General features: G+C 61.1%; 17 protein-coding genes. 12 read left to right on the top strand and 5 right to left on the bottom strand.

Translation table 11 applies throughout. The features are described from left to right. Positions 1-65: 65 nt before the first annotated feature. Positions 66-1,145 carry a LacI family DNA-binding transcriptional regulator gene (locus HB780_RS06640; protein WP_183689240.1) on the top strand — a complete coding sequence of 360 codons (1,080 nt, stop codon included), beginning with the start codon at positions 66-68 and terminating at the stop codon, positions 1,143-1,145. 56 nt (positions 1,146-1,201) lie between these two features. Here the strand turns inward: HB780_RS06640 and HB780_RS06635 are convergent, their stop codons facing one another. Beyond that, entirely contained in the window at positions 1,202-2,104 is a 903-nt protein-coding gene (locus HB780_RS06635; protein ID WP_183689239.1) for a DMT family transporter, read from the bottom strand. 115 nt (positions 2,105-2,219) lie between these two features. Here HB780_RS06635 and HB780_RS06630 point away from each other — a divergent pair, with 115 nt between their 5' ends. After that, positions 2,220-3,095: a LysR substrate-binding domain-containing protein gene (locus tag HB780_RS06630; RefSeq protein ID WP_183689238.1), complete on the top strand. Its 876-nt coding sequence runs from the start codon at positions 2,220-2,222 to the stop codon at positions 3,093-3,095. Here the strand turns inward: HB780_RS06630 and HB780_RS06625 are convergent. Then, positions 3,070-4,062 (bottom strand): GlxA family transcriptional regulator, encoded by a 993-nt coding sequence (locus tag HB780_RS06625; RefSeq protein WP_183689237.1) that lies wholly within the window; start codon positions 4,060-4,062, stop codon positions 3,070-3,072. The two genes, HB780_RS06630 and HB780_RS06625, sit on opposite strands and share 26 nt — an antisense overlap. 103 nt (positions 4,063-4,165) lie before the next feature. On the opposite strand from HB780_RS06625, the gene HB780_RS06620 reads away from it, so the two are divergent. The 10 genes from HB780_RS06620 (at position 4,166) to HB780_RS06575 (ending at position 17,927) form a co-directional block, all read left to right on the top strand. Continuing rightward, positions 4,166-5,068 carry a 3-dehydrocarnitine:acetyl-CoA trimethylamine transferase BcoG gene (locus HB780_RS06620; RefSeq protein ID WP_183689236.1) on the top strand — a complete coding sequence of 301 codons (903 nt, stop codon included), beginning with the start codon at positions 4,166-4,168 and terminating at the stop codon, positions 5,066-5,068. A gap of 7 nt (positions 5,069-5,075) precedes the next feature. Continuing rightward, positions 5,076-6,566, top strand: a complete 1,491-nt coding sequence (locus HB780_RS06615) for a carnitine 3-dehydrogenase (protein WP_183689235.1) — start codon at positions 5,076-5,078, stop codon at positions 6,564-6,566. A 12-nt stretch (positions 6,567-6,578) separates the two neighbouring features. Further along, positions 6,579-7,727 carry an acyl-CoA dehydrogenase family protein gene (locus tag HB780_RS06610; RefSeq protein ID WP_183689234.1) on the top strand — a complete coding sequence of 383 codons (1,149 nt, stop codon included), beginning with the start codon at positions 6,579-6,581 and terminating at the stop codon, positions 7,725-7,727. A 4-nt stretch (positions 7,728-7,731) separates the two neighbouring features. Further along, positions 7,732-9,789: an acetate--CoA ligase family protein gene (locus HB780_RS06605; protein WP_183689233.1), complete on the top strand. Its 2,058-nt coding sequence runs from the start codon at positions 7,732-7,734 to the stop codon at positions 9,787-9,789. A gap of 6 nt (positions 9,790-9,795) precedes the next feature. Continuing rightward, positions 9,796-10,578 carry a carnitinyl-CoA dehydratase gene (locus tag HB780_RS06600; protein WP_183689232.1) on the top strand — a complete coding sequence of 261 codons (783 nt, stop codon included), beginning with the start codon at positions 9,796-9,798 and terminating at the stop codon, positions 10,576-10,578. Positions 10,579-10,707: 129 nt separating this feature from the next. Continuing rightward, complete coding sequence (locus HB780_RS06595) at positions 10,708-12,297, top strand: ABC transporter substrate-binding protein (RefSeq protein WP_183689231.1); 1,590 nt, start codon at positions 10,708-10,710, stop codon at positions 12,295-12,297. A 97-nt stretch (positions 12,298-12,394) separates the two neighbouring features. Next, the gene (locus HB780_RS06590) at positions 12,395-13,402 is read left to right on the top strand and encodes an ABC transporter permease (protein WP_183689230.1); all 1,008 of its coding nucleotides are present in this window, start codon (positions 12,395-12,397) and stop codon (positions 13,400-13,402) included. Next, complete coding sequence (locus tag HB780_RS06585) at positions 13,399-14,226, top strand: ABC transporter permease (RefSeq protein WP_183689229.1); 828 nt, start codon at positions 13,399-13,401, stop codon at positions 14,224-14,226. Before HB780_RS06590 ends, HB780_RS06585 begins: the two co-directional genes overlap by 4 nt. Further along, positions 14,219-15,850 carry an ABC transporter ATP-binding protein gene (locus tag HB780_RS06580; RefSeq protein ID WP_183689228.1) on the top strand — a complete coding sequence of 544 codons (1,632 nt, stop codon included), beginning with the start codon at positions 14,219-14,221 and terminating at the stop codon, positions 15,848-15,850. Before HB780_RS06585 ends, HB780_RS06580 begins: the two co-directional genes overlap by 8 nt. 73 nt (positions 15,851-15,923) lie before the next feature. Beyond that, positions 15,924-17,927 carry a CocE/NonD family hydrolase gene (locus HB780_RS06575; RefSeq protein ID WP_183689227.1) on the top strand — a complete coding sequence of 668 codons (2,004 nt, stop codon included), beginning with the start codon at positions 15,924-15,926 and terminating at the stop codon, positions 17,925-17,927. On the opposite strand, the gene HB780_RS06570 is transcribed toward HB780_RS06575, so the two are convergent. The 3 genes from HB780_RS06570 to HB780_RS06560 form a co-directional block, all read right to left on the bottom strand. Then, entirely contained in the window at positions 17,928-18,848 is a 921-nt protein-coding gene (locus HB780_RS06570; RefSeq protein ID WP_183689226.1) for an alpha/beta hydrolase, read from the bottom strand. A 115-nt stretch (positions 18,849-18,963) separates the two neighbouring features. Next, positions 18,964-19,461, bottom strand: a complete 498-nt coding sequence (locus HB780_RS06565) for a DMT family transporter (protein ID WP_183689225.1) — start codon at positions 19,459-19,461, stop codon at positions 18,964-18,966. A gap of 3 nt (positions 19,462-19,464) precedes the next feature. After that, the gene (locus HB780_RS06560) at positions 19,465-19,929 is read right to left on the bottom strand and encodes a DMT family transporter (RefSeq protein WP_183689224.1); all 465 of its coding nucleotides are present in this window, start codon (positions 19,927-19,929) and stop codon (positions 19,465-19,467) included. Positions 19,930-20,061 lie beyond the last annotated feature (132 nt).

Here is a 20,061-nt window from a genome sequence, read left to right as displayed (position 1 = left end):
GTCTCAATGGATATTTGTTAACTTGAGATTGACCTTCCGTCAACAACTCTTGTAACCGTCGTCGCATGGAAAACCTTAGTCCTCCCAAACGCTCCGTCACCGTCGCCGACGTCGCAAAAGCGGCCAAGGTCTCGAAGGCCACGGCGGCCCGTGTTCTCGGCGGCTATGGCGTGGTCAGCGATAAGATCCGCGCCCAGGTGATGGCTGCGGCAACAGAGCTGGAATACCGGCCAAACGAGCTTGCCCGCAGCATGACGACGGGGAAATCCGGCATTATCGGCGTCATCGTCGGCGATATCGAGAACGCCTTTTTCAGCCTCGCCGTCCGAGGCATCAGCGACGCTGCGCGCGTGGCGGGTTTCAACGTCATCATTGCCAATTCCGGTGAAGAGCTCGATGCGGAGAAATCAGCCGTCGACCTGCTCATCGGCAAGCGCGTCGATGGCCTGATCGTCACCCCGGCGCGATGCGACCGGATGGAGCATTTACAGGACATTCGCCGCGTCGGTGTGCCGCTCGTCCTGTTCGATAGAAGCATTCCGGAGCTTGGGGTCGATTCGGTGACTGGGGATGACCGCGATGCCGCCATATCCGCGACGCGCCATCTGCTCGAGGCGGGACATCGCCGTATCGCCTATGTATCCGCCATGGATACCAGTGGTGATCCGTTTACAGACAGCCAGCAGATTTCCAACTCCGCCGTGCGAGAGCGGGTGGAGGGTTTCCTGAGCGTGCTGACGGATGCGGGATTGAAGAGCCCGGAGCACTATGTCCGGCTCGGCGCCACGGATCAGCAGCGGACGGATACCGTGGTGAAACGTCTCCTTGAAGAAGTATCCCCGCCAACAGCCTTGCTGGCATCGGATAGCCTGGTCGGGTTGAGGATATTCAGGTCGCTGCAATCTCTCGGCCTGTCCACCCCTCGGGATATATCGATGATCTCTTTCCTGGATGCCGACTGGACGACGGTCACCGCTCCTCCGATCACCGTTGTCGATCAGCCGGTCTACGAGATGGGGAAGAAGGCAGCCGAAAGGCTTATCTCCCGGTTGGACGGCAAGGAACCGCCGGTGGAGCGCACGATCGTCAAGACCAGCCTGATCCAGCGCGGCTCGGTGGCGGCACCACGATCGACTGTGACTTGAGGCGAAAGCCTGTCATCGTCTCGGAAACAGAAACGGACGGTTACGACGGTCTAGACCTACGCGCGGGCACGGCGGCCATGTCTAAGATCGGCAGCGGTATGCCACACGATCGTCGCAAGGATGATCAAACCACCCAGGAAAGTTGCCATCGGCGGCTTCTCTGAAAAGAGAAGCCAGACCCAGAAGGGGGTCAGCACAATCTCCAACGAGCTGATAAGGGCCGCATCAGCCGCCGGCATTCGCCTTGACCCGAAAAGGAAAAGGACGAAGGCGAGCGCGAAGTTCGTCGCCCCAAATGCGGCCAACAACAGCCAATTATAGGCGTCAAGCGAGGCCGTCGAAGCGAAGGGCACGAAGAGTACGAATGTGAGGAAGCCGCTGACAACGCTTGACGGCAGGATCGGCACACTGCGGTCGAAACGTGGGATGACGATGATGAGGGCGAAGGTGACCGTCATGCCAAGCGCAAGGAGATCGCCGACGCCAGTGCCGCCACCGATCGAGGAGGCAACGATAACCGCCACGCCAACGAGGCAAACGCCGCCAGCAATCAACGTCCGGTTTGCCACGCGCTCCTTTAGCATCGACCAACTGAGAAAGGCGGCGATGAACGGCGCCGTTGCGTAGATCATGGTCACGTTTGCGACGGTGGTCATGTAGAGCGCACCGATAAAACAGGCCTGACTGATGGTCTGGCAGACAATCATCGCCAATCCCGCCGGATGAAAAATCGAATTCCATTGGCGTCGTGAAAAGCCACCCTCGAGGAAGAAGCTCGGGATCAGCAGAAATATGCCGCCAAACAGCGACCGCCAGGCGATCGCCGTCCATATGTCGGTCGTGAGAAGCCGCGCATAGACACCGCTGCAACTCCACGCAAGCGTTGCCACAGCCACAAGAATGACGCCCCTCTCATAGTCACTGGCAAGGGCGGAGCGGGTTGGAAACTGGAAGGTCATCTAATGGGACTCAGGATTGAAGCGCGGGGTCGATTGGCTTCTGTCTGCGCCGATATTTGACATCAGACAAACGAATAGTAGAGATAGTAGCCATCAGAAAAATTTGTGAGCCGCCATGCGCGAACCCATCGAAAGCGATCTGCTCCGGACCTTTCTCGTCATCACTGAAACATCGAACTTTTCCGCCGCAGCCCAGCGCATCGGCCGCACGCAATCGGCCGTCAGCGCCCAGATCAAGCGCCTCGAGGAAACCATCGGCGAAGCACTCTTCGACAGAAGCGCGCGTGGGGTCGCGCTGACGCGGGCGGGGAACCAATTACTTCCCTATGCGCAACGCGTGATCGACCTGCTAACCGAGGCGGCAGCCACCATCCGCACCAAGCCGCTGGACGGCCCCGTCCGGATCGGTATTCCGGAGGAATACAGCCAGACTATCCTGCCGGCGGCGCTTGCCGCCTTCGCCGTCCGGCACCCCGCCGTCGAAGTCACCGTTTCCTGCGACTATACCGCGCACAACCTTGCAGCACTGGAGAAGGACGAACTCGATCTCGCCGTCGTCTTCGACTGGAGCGATCAAACTACCGGCGAGGTGCTCTGTATCGATCCGACGGTCTGGGTGACCTCGCTGGTGCACCGGCTGCATGAGGCGACGCCACTGCCCATCGCGATCTATCGCGACTCGACATGGTGCCGCGACTTTGCCTTGCGCTCCCTGGAGCAGCAGGGGCGGCGCTATCGTATTGCCTTTGTCGCCGATACAAGTTCCGGCCTGAAGAATGCCGTTTCCGCCGGCCTTGCCGTCACGACGCTCTCGCGAAGCAATATTCCGCATGGCTGTCGGGAACTGACGGGCGAAGACGGATTTCCTCCGGTCGATTCTTCCCGCGTCGTGCTTCGCCGTAACCCCTATCATTCCAGCGAGGCAATCCGGGAGCTGGCGGAGATGGTGCGCGAAGCCTTCCAGCCTATGTCGGCTCCGCTGCAGCCGTAGAGCGCCCGCGCAAACGCCGCCGCGTGCCGGAAGGACTTTCCGAGAAGCTAGCGCGATAGCTGCGGGAAAAGGCCGAGGCCGAGTTGAAGCCGGTCGCCGCGGCGATCTCCGCAAAGGATTCCTTGGTCTCGATCACCTTGCGCCGCGCCGCGTTGAGCCGAAGCGCCAGATAATGCACATGCGGCGGTGCGCCGAAATCATCCTGAAACAAGGCCTGGAGATGGCGGGCGCTGACTCCGATGCGCCGCGCCAAGCGCGTCAGCACCAACGGCTGCTCGATATGCTCCTCCATCAGCCGCACGGCCTGGGCGACACGCGGATCGCGCAGGCGCAGGCCGGCTGTCGATGGCGATAACTCCACGGCGCCATAGACGCTCGCCGGCTCGTAGATGAAAAGCCGACTGACTTCGAGCGCCAGCGAATAGCCCTGCCGCCGCCGGATGATTTCCAGCATCAGGTCGATCGTCGGCATCGAGCCGGCGGTGGTGATGCGCTTGCCGTCGATGACGAAACGATCCTTGACGGCGCGCACCTGCGGGTAAGCCAAGGCGAAATCCTCCGAATCCTCCCAATGGACGGCCGCGGACACATTGTCGAGAAGGCTCGCCTCGGCCAGCAGCCAACTGCCGGATTCGATGCCGGCGATCATCGAACGATGACGTGCCGTCTGCGACAATTGCATCTTCAGCGCCTGCGTTGCGCTACGCCGCCAATTGTAGCTCGCCAGCACGAAAAGCGGCGCAGTATCGCTTGACGGCCGGAAGCTGCCCGATGCCGGAATCGGAATCAGGCTGGTCGTCTCGACCGGCGCGCCATCCAGAGTAAGCAGGCGCCAGCGATAGAGTTCGCTGCCGGAAATGCGGTTGGCACCGCGCAAGGGCTCGATCACCGATGCGATCAGGATCAAGTTGGTTTCGGGGAGTACCAGCAGGTCGATGTCGAGCGGCGTGTCGGATGGCGTGAGCATGGGCATCTCGCTTATTTCCGATAATGTATCGTTTCAATCCGGAAATGCAAAGCATGAAGCCGGCGCTTGCCGCGTAATACCCTCAATACGAGGGAGAACAAAAATGCCTCTTGCGATGAACCGCGATGTCTTCATCACCTGTGCCGTCACCGGTTCCGGCGACACTGTTTCGAAATCCAGCCACGTTCCGATCACTCCCAAGCAGATCGCCGACTCCGCGATCGACGCCGCCAAGGCGGGTGCCGCTGTCGTGCACTGCCATGTCCGCGATCCCGAGACGGGCGCGGCCAGCCGCCGCAACGACCTCTACAGAGAAGTGACCGACCGCATCCGTTCGGCCGATGTCGATGTCGTGCTCAACCTGACCGCTGGCATGGGCGGAGATCTGATCTTCGGGGATGTCGAAAGCCCCCTGCCCTTGAACGTCAGGGGCACCGACATGGCTGGCGCAACGGAGCGCGTCAGCCATGTCGCCGAATGCCTGCCGGAAATCTGCACGCTCGATTGCGGCACGATGAACTTCAGTCTCGGCGACTACGTCATGACCAACACGCCCTCCATGCTTCGGGCCATGGCGAAGAAGATGACCGATCTCGGTGTTCGTCCCGAAATCGAAGCCTTCGATACCGGTCATCTCTGGTTTGCCAAACAGCTTGCCGAGGAGGGTCTTATTGAGGATCCGGTCCTCATCCAGCTCTGCATGGGCATCCCCTGGGGGGCGCCCGATGACCTCAACACCTTTATGGCGATGGTCAATAACGTTCCATCGAGCTGGACCTTCTCGGCCTTTTCCATCGGCCGTAACGCCATGGCCTATCCCGCCGCAGCCGTCCTTGCTGGCGGCAATGTCCGCGTCGGGCTGGAAGACAATCTCTATGCCGGAAAGGGCCTGCTTGCGACCAATGCCCAGCTTGTCGAAAAGGCAGTGCAGGTCATCGAAGGCATGGGCGCACGCATTATCGGCCCCGAAGATGTCCGCAAGAAACTGAAACTGACGAAGCGCTGAGGCCGAAATGACCAAGATCAACAAGGCAGCTTGCATTGGCGGCGGCGTCATCGGCGGCGGATGGATCGCGCGCTTTCTCCTGGCCGGCATCGATGTCGATGTCTTCGATCCGCACCCGGAAGCGACCCGCATCGTCGGCGAAGTTTTGGCGAATGCCGAAAAGGCCTATGCGATGCTGACCGGCGCACCGCTTCCCGCGCGCGGCAAGCTCACCTTCCGTGAGACGCTGGAAGAAGCGGTCGCCGGCGCGGACTGGATTCAGGAGAGCGTTCCCGAGCGGCTCGACCTCAAGCGCAGGGTGCTAACGCAGATCGATGCGGCGGCAAAGCCCAACGCGCTGATCGGCTCCTCGACTTCTGGCCTGCTGCCGACCGACCTGCAGCGCGACATGCGTCACCCCGAACGTCTCTTCGTCGCCCATCCCTATAATCCCGTCTATTTACTGCCGCTGGTCGAAATCGTCGGCGGCGAGAAGACCTCGAAGGAAACGATCAAGACCGCCATGGATCGGCTGCCGCCGATCGGCATGAAGGGCGTCCATATCGCCAAGGAGATCGAAGCCTTCGTCGGCGACCGCCTGCTGGAAGCCCTATGGCGCGAGGCGCTCTGGTTGATCAAGGACGATATCTGCACCGTCGAAACGCTGGATGATGTCATCCGCTATTCCTTCGGCCTGCGCTGGGCGCAGATGGGCCTGTTCCAGACCTACCGTATTGCCGGCGGCGAAGCTGGCATGCGGCACTTCCTGGCGCAATTCGGCCCAGCCCTGCAATGGAACTGGACGAAGCTGATGGACGTCGTCGACCTCGACGACGCGCTGGTCGAGAAGATCGGCCAGCAGTCGGATGAGCAGGCCGCCGGCCTGTCGATCCGCGAACTGGAACGCATCCGCGACGAAAATCTCGTCGGCATCCTCCAGACATTGAAGGGCAGCCACGGCGGCAAGGGCTGGGGCGCCGGCAAGCTGCTCAAGGATTTCGAGCAAAGCCTCTGGGCGGCGGGCGGCGGCGACAAGTCGCTTGGAGAGATGGCGCAGCCCCTGCGCCTCATCGAAACCAAGGTCAGCCCGGCATGGGTCGACTATAACGGCCACATGACCGAACATCGCTATCTGCAGGTGTTCGGCGATACCTCCGATGCGCTGCTGCGCCTGATCGGCGTCGACTTCGCCTACGTCGAAGCCGGCCACAGCTACTATACGGTCGAAACGCATATCCGCCACATCGGCGAAGCCAAGCTCGGCCAGGCAATCCATTCGACCTGCCAGCTCCTGTCTGCCGACGAGAAGCGACTGCATGTGTTCCACACGATCCACGACACGGCGACGGGCGACGTGATCGCCACCGCCGAACACATGCTGCTGCATGTCGATGCCAAGGCGGGCAAAGCCGCTCCCGCACCAAAGGAGGTGCTGGGCAAAATAAGGCCAATCGCCGAGGCACATGCAAAACTGCCCCTGCCGGACGGCATCGGGCGTCATGTCGGACAAAAACGCTAGGAGGAAGCGGAAATGAATTTCGGGCTCAACGAAGAACAGGAAATGATCGTCAAGACAGTCCGGGATTTCGTCGAGACGGAAATCTATCCGCATGAGAACGAGGTCGATCGCACCGGCATCGTGCCGCCGGAGCTCGGAGAGGAGATTCGGCGCAAATGCATCGATTTCGGCTTCTATGCCTGTAATTTCCCTGAGTCCGTCGGCGGTGCAGGACTCGACCACACCACCTTTACCCTCGTCGAGCGCGAACTCGGTCGCGGCTCGATGGCGCTCACCGTTTTCTTCGGCCGCCCTTCCGGCATTCTGATGGCCTGCGAAGGCGAGCAGCGCGAGCGATATCTGCTGCCGGCCGTGCGCGGTGAAAAGATCGACGCGCTGGCCATTACCGAACCCGATGCCGGCTCCGACATGCGCGGCATGAAGTGTGCTGCGCGGCAGGACGGTAGCGATTTCGTTCTCAACGGCACCAAGCACTTTATCTCTCATGCCGATGTCGCTGATTTCGTTATTGTCTTTGCCGCCACCGGCGAGGAAGAGACGCCAAAGGGCATAACGGCCTTTTTGGTCGATCGCGGCACACCGGGCTTCGAGATCCTCAAAGGTTATGAATCGCTATCCCATCGCGGCTATCACAACTCCGTTCTGAATTTCACGGATTGCCGCCTTCCCAAATCCCAGGTGCTCGGCGAAGTGCATCGCGGCTTCGATATCGCCAATGAATGGCTGTACGGCACGCGCCTGACGGTGGCGGCCACCTGCGTCGGACGGGCTCGCCGGGTTTTCGACATGGCCCTGCCCTATGCGGCGGAACGCAAGCAGTTCGGCCGGCCGATCGGCGCCAATCAGGGCGTGTCGTTCAAGCTTGCCGACATGATCACCGAAATTGACGCCGCCGACCTTTTGACACTGTCCGCCGCCTGGCGGCTCGACGCGGGTCTTTCCGCCAATCGCGAAGTCGCCTCGGCTAAACTCTATGCCTCGGAAATGCTAGCCCGTGTCACCGACGAAGCGATCCAGATCTTCGGCGGCATGGGGCTGATGGACGATCTGCCGCTTGCCCGTTTCTGGCGCGATGCGCGTGTCGAGCGCATCTGGGATGGAACATCGGAAATCCAGCGGCACATCATCAGCCGCGATCTCTTGCGGCCGTTCGGAGCCTGACCGGATGACCCAACGCCCACTCGACCGCCTGATCAGACCGCAAACAATCGCCGTCTTCGGCGGTCGCGAGGCGCGCCGGGTCATCGAACAATGCGACCGGATGGGATTTTCCGGTGATATCTGGCCGGTGCATCCGACGCTGGAAAGCGTGCTCGGGCGCCGCTGCTATCGATCGGTGGAGGAACTGCCCACAGCACCCGATGCCGCCTTCGTCGGCGTCAACCGGCTGCTGACCGTCGATATCGTCCGCGCGCTTTCAGCCAGAGGCGCCGGCGGTGCCGTCTGCTATGCCTCGGGCTTCAGCGAAGCGGTCGCGGAACTGTCCGATGGTATCACCCTGCAGCAAGCCCTGGTCAACGCGGCTGGGGACATGCCGATCGTCGGGCCGAACTGCTATGGCGTGATCAACGGGCTGGACGGCGCTCTGCTCTGGCCAGACCAGCATGGAATGGTGCGCGTCGAGCGCGGCGTCGCGATCCTCACCCAGTCCTCCAACATCGCCATCAATCTCAGCATGCAAAAGCGCGGCCTGCCCCTCGCCTATCTGATGACGGCGGGCAACCAGGCGCAAACCGGACTGTCGGATTTGGCTCTCGCCGTCCTCGAGGACCCGCGCGTTACGGCCATCGGTTTGCATATCGAAGGCTTCGGCAACGTTCAGGCGCTGCAACAGCTTGCCATGCGCGCCCGCGAATTACGAAAGCCCGTTGTCGCTCTCAAAGTCGGCAAATCCGAACAGGCACAGCGCGCCGCCGTCTCCCATACGGCCTCTCTTGCCGGCAGCGACGCCGTTGCCGATGCGGTTCTCGCCCGTCTCGGCATCGGCCGGGTCGCCACGTTGCCGGAGCTGGTCGAAACGCTGAAACTGCTGCATGTCACCGGCCCGCTAACAAGTGATGCAATTTCTTCGATGAGCTGTTCAGGTGGCGAAGCCTCACTGATGGCCGATGCCGCGACTGGCCGGGCTGTGGATTTCCGTGCTTTGAAGCCCGAGCAGCTGCCTGCCTTGCGGCGCAGTCTCGGCGAAATGGTCACCCTCTCCAACCCTCTCGATTACCACACCTTCGTCTGGGGCGACCTTGCTCGCCAGACAGAGGCCTTCACCGCCATGTTCGAAGGCGGCTATGCGCTCAACCTGATCGTCCTCGATTTCCCTCGGGACGATCGCTGCGACTGCGCGGACTGGATGACGACGGTTGCCGCCATCTCTGCGGCCGCGAAGCGGACCGGCGAACGCGCTGGGATCCTGGCGACGCTGCCGGAGAATCTGCCCGAAGCGATCGCCTTGTCGCTGATCGAAGATGGTATTGTGCCCCTTTGCGGTATCAGCGAAACCATTGCGGCAACCGAAATTGCAAGCCAGATCGGGGCGGCCTGGCGCGCTCAACCGCCGCTGCCGCTGCTCGACGCTGCCTTGGTCGGAGGCGACATCGAAACCTTGAGCGAGGCGGCAGCCAAGGCGGAACTATCCGCCTTTGGTCTTACCGTTCCCGTCGGAGCGACGGCAGCCAGTCCGAGGGAGGCTGCCGAGCAGGCAGAACATCTCGGCTTTCCCGTCGCCTTGAAGGCTCTGGGCGTCGAACACAAGTCCGAGGCCGGCGCCGTCATTCTCAACCTTAAGGATATGGAAGCCGTACGGAGCGCGGCTCAAGGAATGGCGCATGTCGCCTCCGGTTACCTGGTCGAACGGATGATCGAGCGTCCGGTCGTCGAGCTGATCGTCGGGGCCGTGCGTGACCCCGCCCTCGGATTGGCTTTGACGGTCGGCGCGGGGGGAGTCCTGGTTGAATTGCTTGAAGATTCCGTCATTTTGGCTCTTCCAGTGACGAGAACGGACGTTCTCGCCGCCATTTCGCGGCTGAAAGTCAAAAAACTGATCGAGGGGTATCGCGGCGGCGCGAAAGGCAACCTCGATTTAGTTGTCGATGCCGTCGTATCAACGGCAGAATATGTCGTAAAAAACGCCGCGTGGCTTGAAGAACTAGACATTAATCCATTGATGGTTTTGCCAGACAATCGTGGCGTCGTTGCCGCAGACGCCCTCATCCGGCGAAGGAGGTAGCGGAAGTTGCACAGCCCCATTCGCGTTCGACGCGACAACGGTATCCTGGAGGTCATTATCGACCGGCCGAAGGCGAACGCTATCGACCTTGCGACCAGCCGTGAGATGGGTCTGATTTTCCGCGATTTCCGTGACGACCCCGAGCTGCGTGTGGCGATCATTTCCGGTGCCGGCGAGAAATTCTTTTCGGCCGGCTGGGATTTGAAGGCGGCCGCCGCCGGCGATGCAGTCGACGGTGACTATGGCGTCGGCGGCTTCGGTGGCCTGCAGGAACTTCGCGATCTCAACAAGCCCGTCATCTGCGCCGTCAACGGAATCTGTTGCGGCGGCGGTCTGGAGATCGCCCTTTCCGCCGATCTGATCATTGCCGTCGAACACGCAACCTTCGCCCTTCCCGAAATCCGCTCGGGAACGGTCGCGGATGCCGCGTCGATCAAATTGCCGAAGCGCATCCCCTACCACATCGCGATGGATATGCTTTTGACCGGCCGCTGGCTTGATGTCGCCGAGGCGTATCGCTGGGGCTTCGTCAACGAGATCGTCGTTGCGGACAAGCTGATGGATCGGGCATGGGAGCTTGCCCGCCTTCTCGAAAGCGGCCCACCACTCGTCTACGCCGCCATCAAGGAAATCGTTCGCGAAGCCGAGGGAGCGACATTTCAAACTGCCATGAACAAAATCACTAAAAGGCAGTTTGCGACTGTCGACACCCTTTATTCGAGCGAGGACCAGTTGGAAGGCGCCAAGGCTTTCGCAGAAAAGCGAGCCCCAAACTGGAAAGGAAAATGAGAAAACGGTAGCAACCGTGTGATTTTCCTGCATGATCGCGGGCAATCAAGCTTCAGGCGGAAGAGGAAACCGCTTCTCGAAGCCCAGCCCGAGAATTCTATCAACGCATCAAAAAGAAGGAACTGGGGAATGAGCGATTACACGAAACATCTCGCAAGCCGCGTGACCTCGGGCGGTCTCAGCCGCCGCGAATTCATGGGACGCGCCATGGCAGCTGGCATGACATTGGCACTTGCCGACGCACTTTTCACCGAAAGCGCAATGGCAGCCGAGCCGAAGCATGGCGGCCATCTGAAACTCGGTCTTGAAGGCGGTGCCGCCACCGACAGCAAGGACCCGGCGAAATTCCTGTCGCAGTTCATGTTCTGCATCGGCCGTTGCTGGGGCGACATGCTGGTCGAGTCCGACCCGCTCACCGGCGCTGCCGTGCCGTCGCTGGCCGAATCCTGGGAACCGTCGAAGGATGCCGTCACCTGGACCTTCAAGATCCGCAAGGGCGTGAAGTTCCACAACGGCAAGGATCTGACGATCGACGACGTCGTCGCCACCCTGAAGCGCCATACCGACAGCAAATCGGAATCAGGCGCCCTCGGCGTGATGAAGTCGATCAAGGAGATCAAGGCCGACGGCGACAACCTCGTCCTGACGCTCACCGAAGGCAACGCCGACATGCCGTTGCTCCTGACCGATTACCATCTCGTCATCCAGCCGAACGGCGGCAATGACGACCCCTTCGCCTCGATCGGCACCGGTCCCTACAAGCTCCTCACCTTCGAGGCCGGCGTGCGCGCCACACTGGAGAAGAACAAGGACGACTGGCGCAAGGATCGCGGTTATGTCGACTCGATCGAGATCATCGGCATGAACGACGCGACCGCACGTATCGCCGCGCTGTCGTCGGGTCAGGTGCACTACATCAATCGCGTCGACCCGAAGACCGTCGACCTGTTGAAGCGCGCGCCGAATGTCGAAATCCTGGCGACCGCCGGCCGTGGCCATTACGTGTTCATCATGCATTGCAACACCGCGCCGTTCGACAATAACGACCTTCGCCTGGCGCTGAAATATGCCATGGACCGCGAAACCATGGTCAAGAAGATCCTCGGCGGCTACGGCAAGGTCGGCAACGACTTCCCGATCAACAGCACCTATGCGCTCTTCCCGGAAGGCATCGAGCAGCGCGCTTATGATCCGGACAAGGCTTCCTTCCATTACAAGAAGTCCGGCCATAGCGGCTCCGTCCTGCTGCGAACCTCGGAAGTCGCCTTCCCGGGCGCCGTCGACGCCGCCGTCCTCTACCAGGAAAGCTGCAAGAAGGCCGGGATCAACATCGAGGTCAAGCGCGAGCCGGGCGACGGCTACTGGACGAACGTCTGGAACGTCCAGCCGTTCTCCACCTCTTACTGGGGCGGCCGCCCGACGCAGGACCAGATGTATTCCACCGCCTATCTCTCGAAGGCCGACTGGAACGACACCCGCTTCCTGCGTCCGGACTTCGACAAGCTTCTGCTTGAGGCCCGCTCGGAACTCGACGAGGCCAAGCGCAAGGAGATGTATCGCTCCATGGCGATGATGGTCCGTGACGAAGGCGGCGTTATCCTGCCGATGTTCAACGACTTCGTGAACGCCTCCACCAAGCAGGTGAAGGGCTACGTCCACGACATCGGCAACGACATGTCGAACGGCTACGTCGCGACCCGCGTCTGGTTGGACGCCTGATGTCCGAAGCCGGGCGGAAACGCCCTCATCTCTAACGGAACCGGGATCGCGGAGCCCCTCCGCGGTCCTCCTGACGTTTCAGCGCGAGGCATCAGCCATGTCCAATACACCACCCAGCACAGTGCTGCCCGGATTGAGGTTCAAACAGCGTTTCCCGCTGCTGTCCCTCATTGTCGAGCGCTGCGTCCTCAGCCTCGTCCTGCTTTTCGCCGTCTCCATCCTGATCTTTGGCGGCCTTGAAGCCTTGCCGGGCGATTTCGCAACGACCTATCTCGGCCAGTCGGCAACCCCGCAGGCGGTCGCTAACATCCGAGCCGATCTCGGCCTCAACCGGCCGATCACGACCCGCTATGTCGAATGGCTCGGCAACGCCGTTCATGGGGATTTCGGCACCTCCTGGGCCAGCAAGAATTCCGTCAGCGAGCAGATCGGCAAGCGTCTCGGCAATTCGCTCTTTCTTGCCGCCTTCGCAGCGCTGATTTCGGTGCCGCTCGCCGTCGGACTTGGCATGCTCGCCGTGCATTTCCGCAACCGCTTACCCGACAAGATCATCAACGTGATCTCGCTGGCGGCGATTTCGCTGCCGGAATTCTTCATCGGCTATCTGCTCATCCTGTTCTTCGGCGTGAAATTCGGGATCGCGACCTTTCCCGCGACCGTCTATGACGGCATGGACCTCCTCGATCGGCTGAAGGCCATCGCCCTGCCAACGGCAACGCTGGTGCTCGTCGTTCTCGCTCACATGATGCGCATGACGCGGGCCGCGATCCTCTCGGTGATGTCATCGGCCTATATGGAAACGGCGGAACTGAAAGGCCTCAGCGCCTATCGCGCCATCGTCAAACATGCGGCACCCAATGCGCTGGCGCCGATCATCAACGTTGTGGCACTGAACCTTGCCTATCTCGTCGTCGGCGTCGTCGTGGTCGAAGTCGTCTTCGTCTATCCCGGCATGGGTCAGTACATGGTCGATGCGGTCACCGTCCGCGACATGCCGGTCGTTCAGGCCTGCGGGTTGATTTTCGCTGCCGTCTACATCCTGCTCAACATGATCGCCGACATCCTGGCGATCGTTGCCAACCCACGCCTGAGGCATCCACGATGAGATTGAGAGACATCCCCATCACCGCCTGGGTCGGCATGGCAGGCATTCTGCTCGCCTTCATCTGTGCGATCTTCGCGCCCTGGATCGCGCCCTACGGCGAGACAGAAGTCGTCGGCAACGTCTGGCAGGTGGCCGACGGGCAATATTTCTTCGGCCTCGACAATCTCGGCCGCGATATCCTCTCGCGGCTGATCTACGGCGCCCGCACGACACTGTTCGTGGCGCTCGCCGCAACGATCATCTCGTTCTCGCTCGGCATCATCCTCAGCTTCACCGCCGCCGTCTCGCGTGGATGGATCGACACGATCTTCTCGCGGTTCAACGACCTGATGATGTCTATCCCGACCCTGATCTTCGCGCTCGTGGTACTGGCGGTGCTGCCGCAGAACCTGATCGTGCTGATCCTGGTCATGGCGATCCTCGATTCCACCCGCGTCTACCGCCTCGGCCGTGCCGTGGCGCTCGATGTGGCGGTGATGGAATTCGTCGAAGCCGCCAAGTTGCGCGGCGAAGGCAAGGTCTGGATCATCTTCCGCGAAATCCTGCCGAACACGCTTTCACCCTTGCTGGCGGAATTCGGCCTGCGCTTTGCCTTCTCGATCCTGTTCCTGTCGACCCTCTCCTTCCTCGGGCTCGGCATCCAGCCGCCGTCGGCTGACTGGGGTGGCATGGTCAAGGACAATAAGGATGGCATCATCTTCGGCATCTCCGCCGCTCTCGTGCCGGGCTCCGCAATCGCGGCGCTGGCAGTCTGTGTCAATCTGGTGGTCGACTGGCTCTTGAAGCGCACCTCCAGCCTCAAGGGAGGACGTGGCGATGCCTGAGCTACTTTCCGTTCGCGATCTCAAGATCGAAGCGACCAGCTATCCGCCTGGCGAACCGCCCAAGCGGGTCACCATCGTCGATGGTGTCTCCTTCGACCTGCAAAAGGGCAAGGTACTGGGCCTGATCGGCGAGTCCGGCGCCGGAAAATCGACCATCGGACTCTCAGCGCTGGCGTATGGTCGTGGTGGCGCGGAAATTACCGGCGGCAGCGTGCTGCTCGACGGTGTCGATATTCTCCCCTTGGGAAAATCGGGCATCCGCAAGATCCGTGGCGCCCGCGTCTGCTATGTCGCGCAGTCGGCTGCGGCCGCCTTCAACCCGGCCCACAAACTCGGCGAACAGGTGATCGAAGCCTCCGTCAAGCACGGGCTGATGACCAAGGACGAAGCGAAGAAGCGGGCACTCTATCTCTTCCAGGTCCTCGGGCTGCCTAATCCCGAGACCTTCGGCGACCGTTTTCCGCACCAGGTCTCTGGCGGCCAGCTTCAGCGCGCCATGACGGCGATGGCGCTTTGCTCCAACCCCGAGCTGATCGTCTTTGACGAGCCGACGACAGCACTTGACGTGACCACCCAGATCGACGTGTTGGCGGCCATCAAGCATGCCATCGAGGAAACCGATACGGCGGCGCTCTACATTACCCACGACCTTGCCGTTGTCGCGCAGATCTCCGACGACATCATGGTGCTGCGGCATGGCAAGACGGTAGAGTACGACACTGTCCAGCAAATCATCGAAGCGCCGCGCGAAGACTATACCCGCGCCCTCGTCAATGTTCGCCAGACAGCACGGGAAGAGGCGACCGATCAATCCGACACGCTTCTGAAGGTCGAGAACGTCAGTGCGCAATATTCGAATGGCTTCAAGGTGTTGCACGATGTTTCTCTGCATGTACCAAAAGGTCAGACGCTGGCAATCGTCGGAGAATCCGGCTCCGGCAAATCGACGCTTGCCCGCGTCATCACCGGGCTGCTGCCGCCCAGCGACGGCGGGATTTCCTTCGACGGCAAGCCGCTGACGCCAGCCTTGAAGAACCGTTCGCGCGACGAACTACGGCGCATCCAGCTGATCTACCAGATGGCCGATACCGCCATGAACCCGCGCCAGACCGTGCGTGATATCATCGGCCGCCCCCTCACCTTCTATTATGGCCTGCGAGGTGCGGCGAAGACGGCACGGGTGAAGGAATTGCTCGAGCAGATCGAGATGAGCAAAGGCTTCATCGACCGCTATCCGGCCGAGCTATCCGGCGGCCAAAAACAGCGCGTCGCCATTGCCCGAGCCCTTGCGGCCAAGCCGGAGATCATTCTTTGCGACGAGCCCACCTCGGCGCTCGACCCACTCGTCGCCGAAGGCATCCTCAATCTGCTTTTACGATTGCAGGCGGAAGCCCAGCTCTCCTACATCTTCATCACCCACGATATCGCGATCGTCCGTGCCATCGCCGATAGCGTCGCAGTCATGCATCGCGGCAAGCTCGTGCGCTTCGGGCCGAAATCGAAGGTGCTGTCGCCGCCTTTCGACGACTACACGGATCTGCTGCTGAAGTCGGTCCCGGAAATGGAGATCGGCTGGCTGGAGAAGGTGCTGACGACCAGGAAGATGGAAAGCGCCGGCAACTGAGCTATCGATCACACAATGAACGAGCCGGCGACGTCGGCTCTCGCATCACAATGAAAACATTCCAGGACACCCCATGACCACCCGTGGCTTCACCACCATCGAAAACCAATGGATCATCCTCAAGGACGGCACGCAGCTGGCAGCGCGCATCTGGATGCCTGACAATGCGGACAGCGATCCGGTGCCGGCCGTGTTCGAATTCCTGCCCTATCGCAAGCGCGACGGGACAAGCCCTCGCGATGAATCCACCTATCCGGTCTTTGCCGCTGCCGGGATCGCCGGCGTCCGGGTCGATATTCGCGGCTCAGGCGAATCCGATGGTGTCATTGACGGCGAATATACCGAGCTTGAGCTTGCCAATGCCTGCGAGCTGATCGCCTGGATCGCGGCGCAGCCATGGTCGAATGGTTCGGTCGGCATGATGGGCATTTCCTGGGGCGGCTTCAACTGCCTGCAAGTCGCGGCCCTGAAGCCGCCGGCGCTGAAAGCGGTCATATCGATCGCCTCCACTGTCGATCGCTACAATGACGACATTCACTACAAGAACGGCTGCCATCTCTCGGCGCAGCTCTCCTGGGCCGCGACGATGCTCGCCTATCAGTCCCGCTCCCCCGATCCCGAGATCGTCGGTGACCGCTGGCGGGAAATGTGGCTGGAACGACTGGAAAACGAGCCCTTCTTCATGGAAGAATGGCTCCAGCACCAGCGCCGCGACGATTACTGGCGGCATGGTTCGATCTGCGAGAATTTCGCCGACTTCGATGTGCCTGCCCTCGTGATCGCCGGCTGGGCCGACGGCTATCGCAACACGCCGCTGAAGGCAGTCGAAGGTCTCGGCGACACGGCGAAGGCGCTGATCGGTCCGTGGGTGCACAAATATCCGCATTTTGCCTGGCCGAAGCCCCGGACCGATTTCCACGGCGAGGCGATCGCCTGGTGGAACCGCTGGCTGCGCAGCGAACAGAACGGCGCAGAAAGCATACCTCCGGTGCGCGCCTATATTCTCGATGCTATCAAACCCGCCCCGCGCCGCGATTTCGATCCGGGCTTCTGGATCGCCAAGCGCGAATGGCAAGAGCCGGAGATGCAATGCTTTTATGTCGAGCAGTTCGGCACGCTGATGGAGGGCATGCCGATCCCGCACGCGCCGGAACAGCCCGTCTATCTGCGTTCGCCGCTCGACACTGGCTCGGCCTCCGGCGAATGGTTCACATTGAAGCCCGATGCCGAAATGGCGATTGATCAGCGCCTTGACGATGCCGGCTCACTGACGTTCCAGACCGCGCCACTGCCCCTCAATCATGACTATCTCGGGCGTCCGGTCATCACCCTGTCGCTGCGCTGCGATGCGGAGATCGCCAATCTTTGCGCCCGGCTTATCGACCTGCATCCGGACGGCACGGCGACACGCGTCTCCTTCGGCGTGCTCAACCTTGCCCATCGCGACGGCTATGCCGAACCGAAGCCCTTAAAGAAGGGCGAGCGCACCACTGTGACGCTGACGCTGGATGCCTGCGGCTATCGTTTCCGCAAGGGTCATCGCATCCGCCTATCATTGTCGACCGCCTACTGGCCGATGGTCCTACCATCACCGGAGGACCCGGGCCTGACGATCGATATCGCCTCGCTTGGCCTCGCTTTGCCGAAGCTCGGCGCACATGACGTCATCGATATCAAGCAGCCGGATAATCCCGACCCGCTGCCGAAATATATCGAACACGCGCCAGGATCGACCAAGCGCCAGGTTTTGCGCGATCTCGCCGCTAACAAGACCCATTATGAAATCCGCGAGGATACCGGCCTTTTCGAACATCCGGGCACCGGTCTTTCCACACGCCAGTTGCGCGACGAAGTCTGGTCCATCACGCCAAATGATCCGCTGTCGATGAGCGGCACCTCGACCTGGACATGCGACATGCAGCGGCCGGGATGGTTCGTCCGCACGCTATCGACATCCAAGATTTCCTGCACAGCGACAGATTGGGTCATCAGCGCCTCCGTCATCGCTTTCGAAGGCGAGACGCAAGTGTTCAAGAAGGTCTTCGAGGAAAAGCGTATTCCACGCGATCTGATGTGATCAGTTCGATCCGGCAAACCGGCTGACGGCGGCGCATATGGCGCGAAAGCCGGTGCGCGCGCCGTCGCTCATATGGCGCGCGCGCAGCCAGGCATGCACCATCTGCGGCTCTTCGCGGAACCAGACTTCGACGCCCGCCTGCGCCAGCTTTGCCGCGTAGTTACGGCCGTCGTCACGCAGCGGGTCAAAATAGGCGACGGTGATGAATGTCGGCGGCAGGCCGTCGAAAGAGGACTGCGCGAGAGCCCCGGCGACAGGATCGCCGGCCGGTGCCTGCAACACTTCGCGATAATAGTTGACATCCGCGGTCGTCAGCCCCGGCGCATTTGCCATTTCGACATAGGAGCCGGAGGCGAGATCGCCGCCGAGCGCCGGATAGATCAGGACCTGCCCGGCGATGCCGGAAAGGCCCTCGGCTTTTGCTCGGACGACCAGCCCCGCCGCCAGATTGCCGCCGGCACTGTCGCCGATCAGCACGACGGTCCTGTCCGCGTCGAGCAGTTGCTTCAGAACAACAAAACAATCATCCGTCTGCGCCGGCCAGCGATGTTCCGGTGCAAGCCGATAGTCCACAGATATCAGTTCGGCCCCGGCATCGTCGGCGATCTCGGCGCAGATGGCGTGATGGCTCTCGAGAGAACCAACCACGAAGCCGCCGCCATGAAGATAGAGCAGGCATGTCGAGGCTCTGACCGTCCCCGGCCGATAATGCCGGACCGGAATCCTGCCCATCATCAACTCGTCTTCGATATGCATGCCGTCAGGCAGCGGTCGGTCGAACTGGCGGCAAAGAGCGTCATACCACTCTCGCTGCTGCTCTATGGAGGCAGTCACCGCATCCGGCGGATAGAAGGAATCGCAAATCTCCATGAATTGCAAAATGCCCGCTTCGGTCGGCATCGGGCTAGGGCTGGAACTCATGGACTGTCCTCGGGAAATGGGCTCACTGTGCAACACACAGTAACGTCAACCGAGCAGCGATCACAATGTCGGATCAGGCAGCACGCCATAGATTTCCGGCGGATCGGTCCGGATATCACGGAACAGCCCGACGTGCCTCCTCATGATCCGGCACGGCATCTTGCGCCGGTTCGCGCCGCACATTCTTCTTCGTGGAAGATGCCGACAGCCAGACGCCAACAATGATCAAGGCGGCACCTGCCAGGATAACGACCGTCGCACTGGAAACCGGCTTGCCGAAACTGTCGATGGCAACGCTTGCCAGCATCTGCGCGGCCACCACAAGGCTGGTGGTCTTGCTCGCGCCCAGCCTCGGAATGATATGGCTGTTCAACGCGACGAAGATAACGCCCAATACGCCTCCGAGCCACGCGTTCACTGGCATGCCCGTCCCCACGGCAAGATCATTCCTGTAGAACAGGCCGATCAGCAGCGAGAGGAAAATGAAGCCGACGGCATGGTTCCAGAGCGATGTCCTAACGGGACCAACCTTCTTGCCGAGGTGACCGTTGATCGCGCGGCTCGTGCCGATGAGAACGCCGTTGAGCAGGGCAAGCGAGACAAATAAAAGCATCGCTCAGCTCCGCGCCAGAATGATGACGATGCTTCCGCACAGCACCAGCGCGATAGCGCAGATATCGCGGCGATCCGGCAGGACGCGCCGCAGTCCCAATATCCCGAAGGCATCCGCCGCGATGCCAAACACCATCTGACCAATCAGCATGAGCGCCAACGTTCCCGCAAGCCCGAGGGCGCTGTTGACCGTGATGGCCGCCAGCAACACGGTGAAGGCACCCGGAATACCGCCGAGATAGGACCAGAGCGGCCATCTGCCCTCTGGTATCGCCTGTGCAGCGGCCGTTCGGACAGGCAGAAGTGTCACCAGAGCGAGGCTCGCCAGGACGCCGATACCATGTGCGGTCCACGAGGCGAAAAGCGGCGAGCTGTGCCGCGCCAGTAAGCTGTTCCAGTCGATCATGACGGCCAGCACGGCGCCGGCGACCAGCGCCAATGCGATATTCCACCCGCTCGCCCTATGCATGACGCAAGCTCCACTGCTTAAGGAGCGGACGAAAACGGCGCGATATCTCTTGATGCATACTCAAGAATCTCTGGATAATAAATTGAATCATAAAGCAATTATCGCCTTTGTGCGTATCAGCGAAAGGCACTG

It is taken from the genome of Rhizobium lusitanum, assembly GCF_014189535.1.
In the GTDB taxonomy this organism is placed as follows: Bacteria; Pseudomonadota; Alphaproteobacteria; order Rhizobiales; family Rhizobiaceae; genus Rhizobium; species Rhizobium lusitanum_C.
The sequence above is the reverse complement of the archived record's forward strand: the minus strand, read 5'-3'. Positions and strand labels throughout refer to the sequence as shown.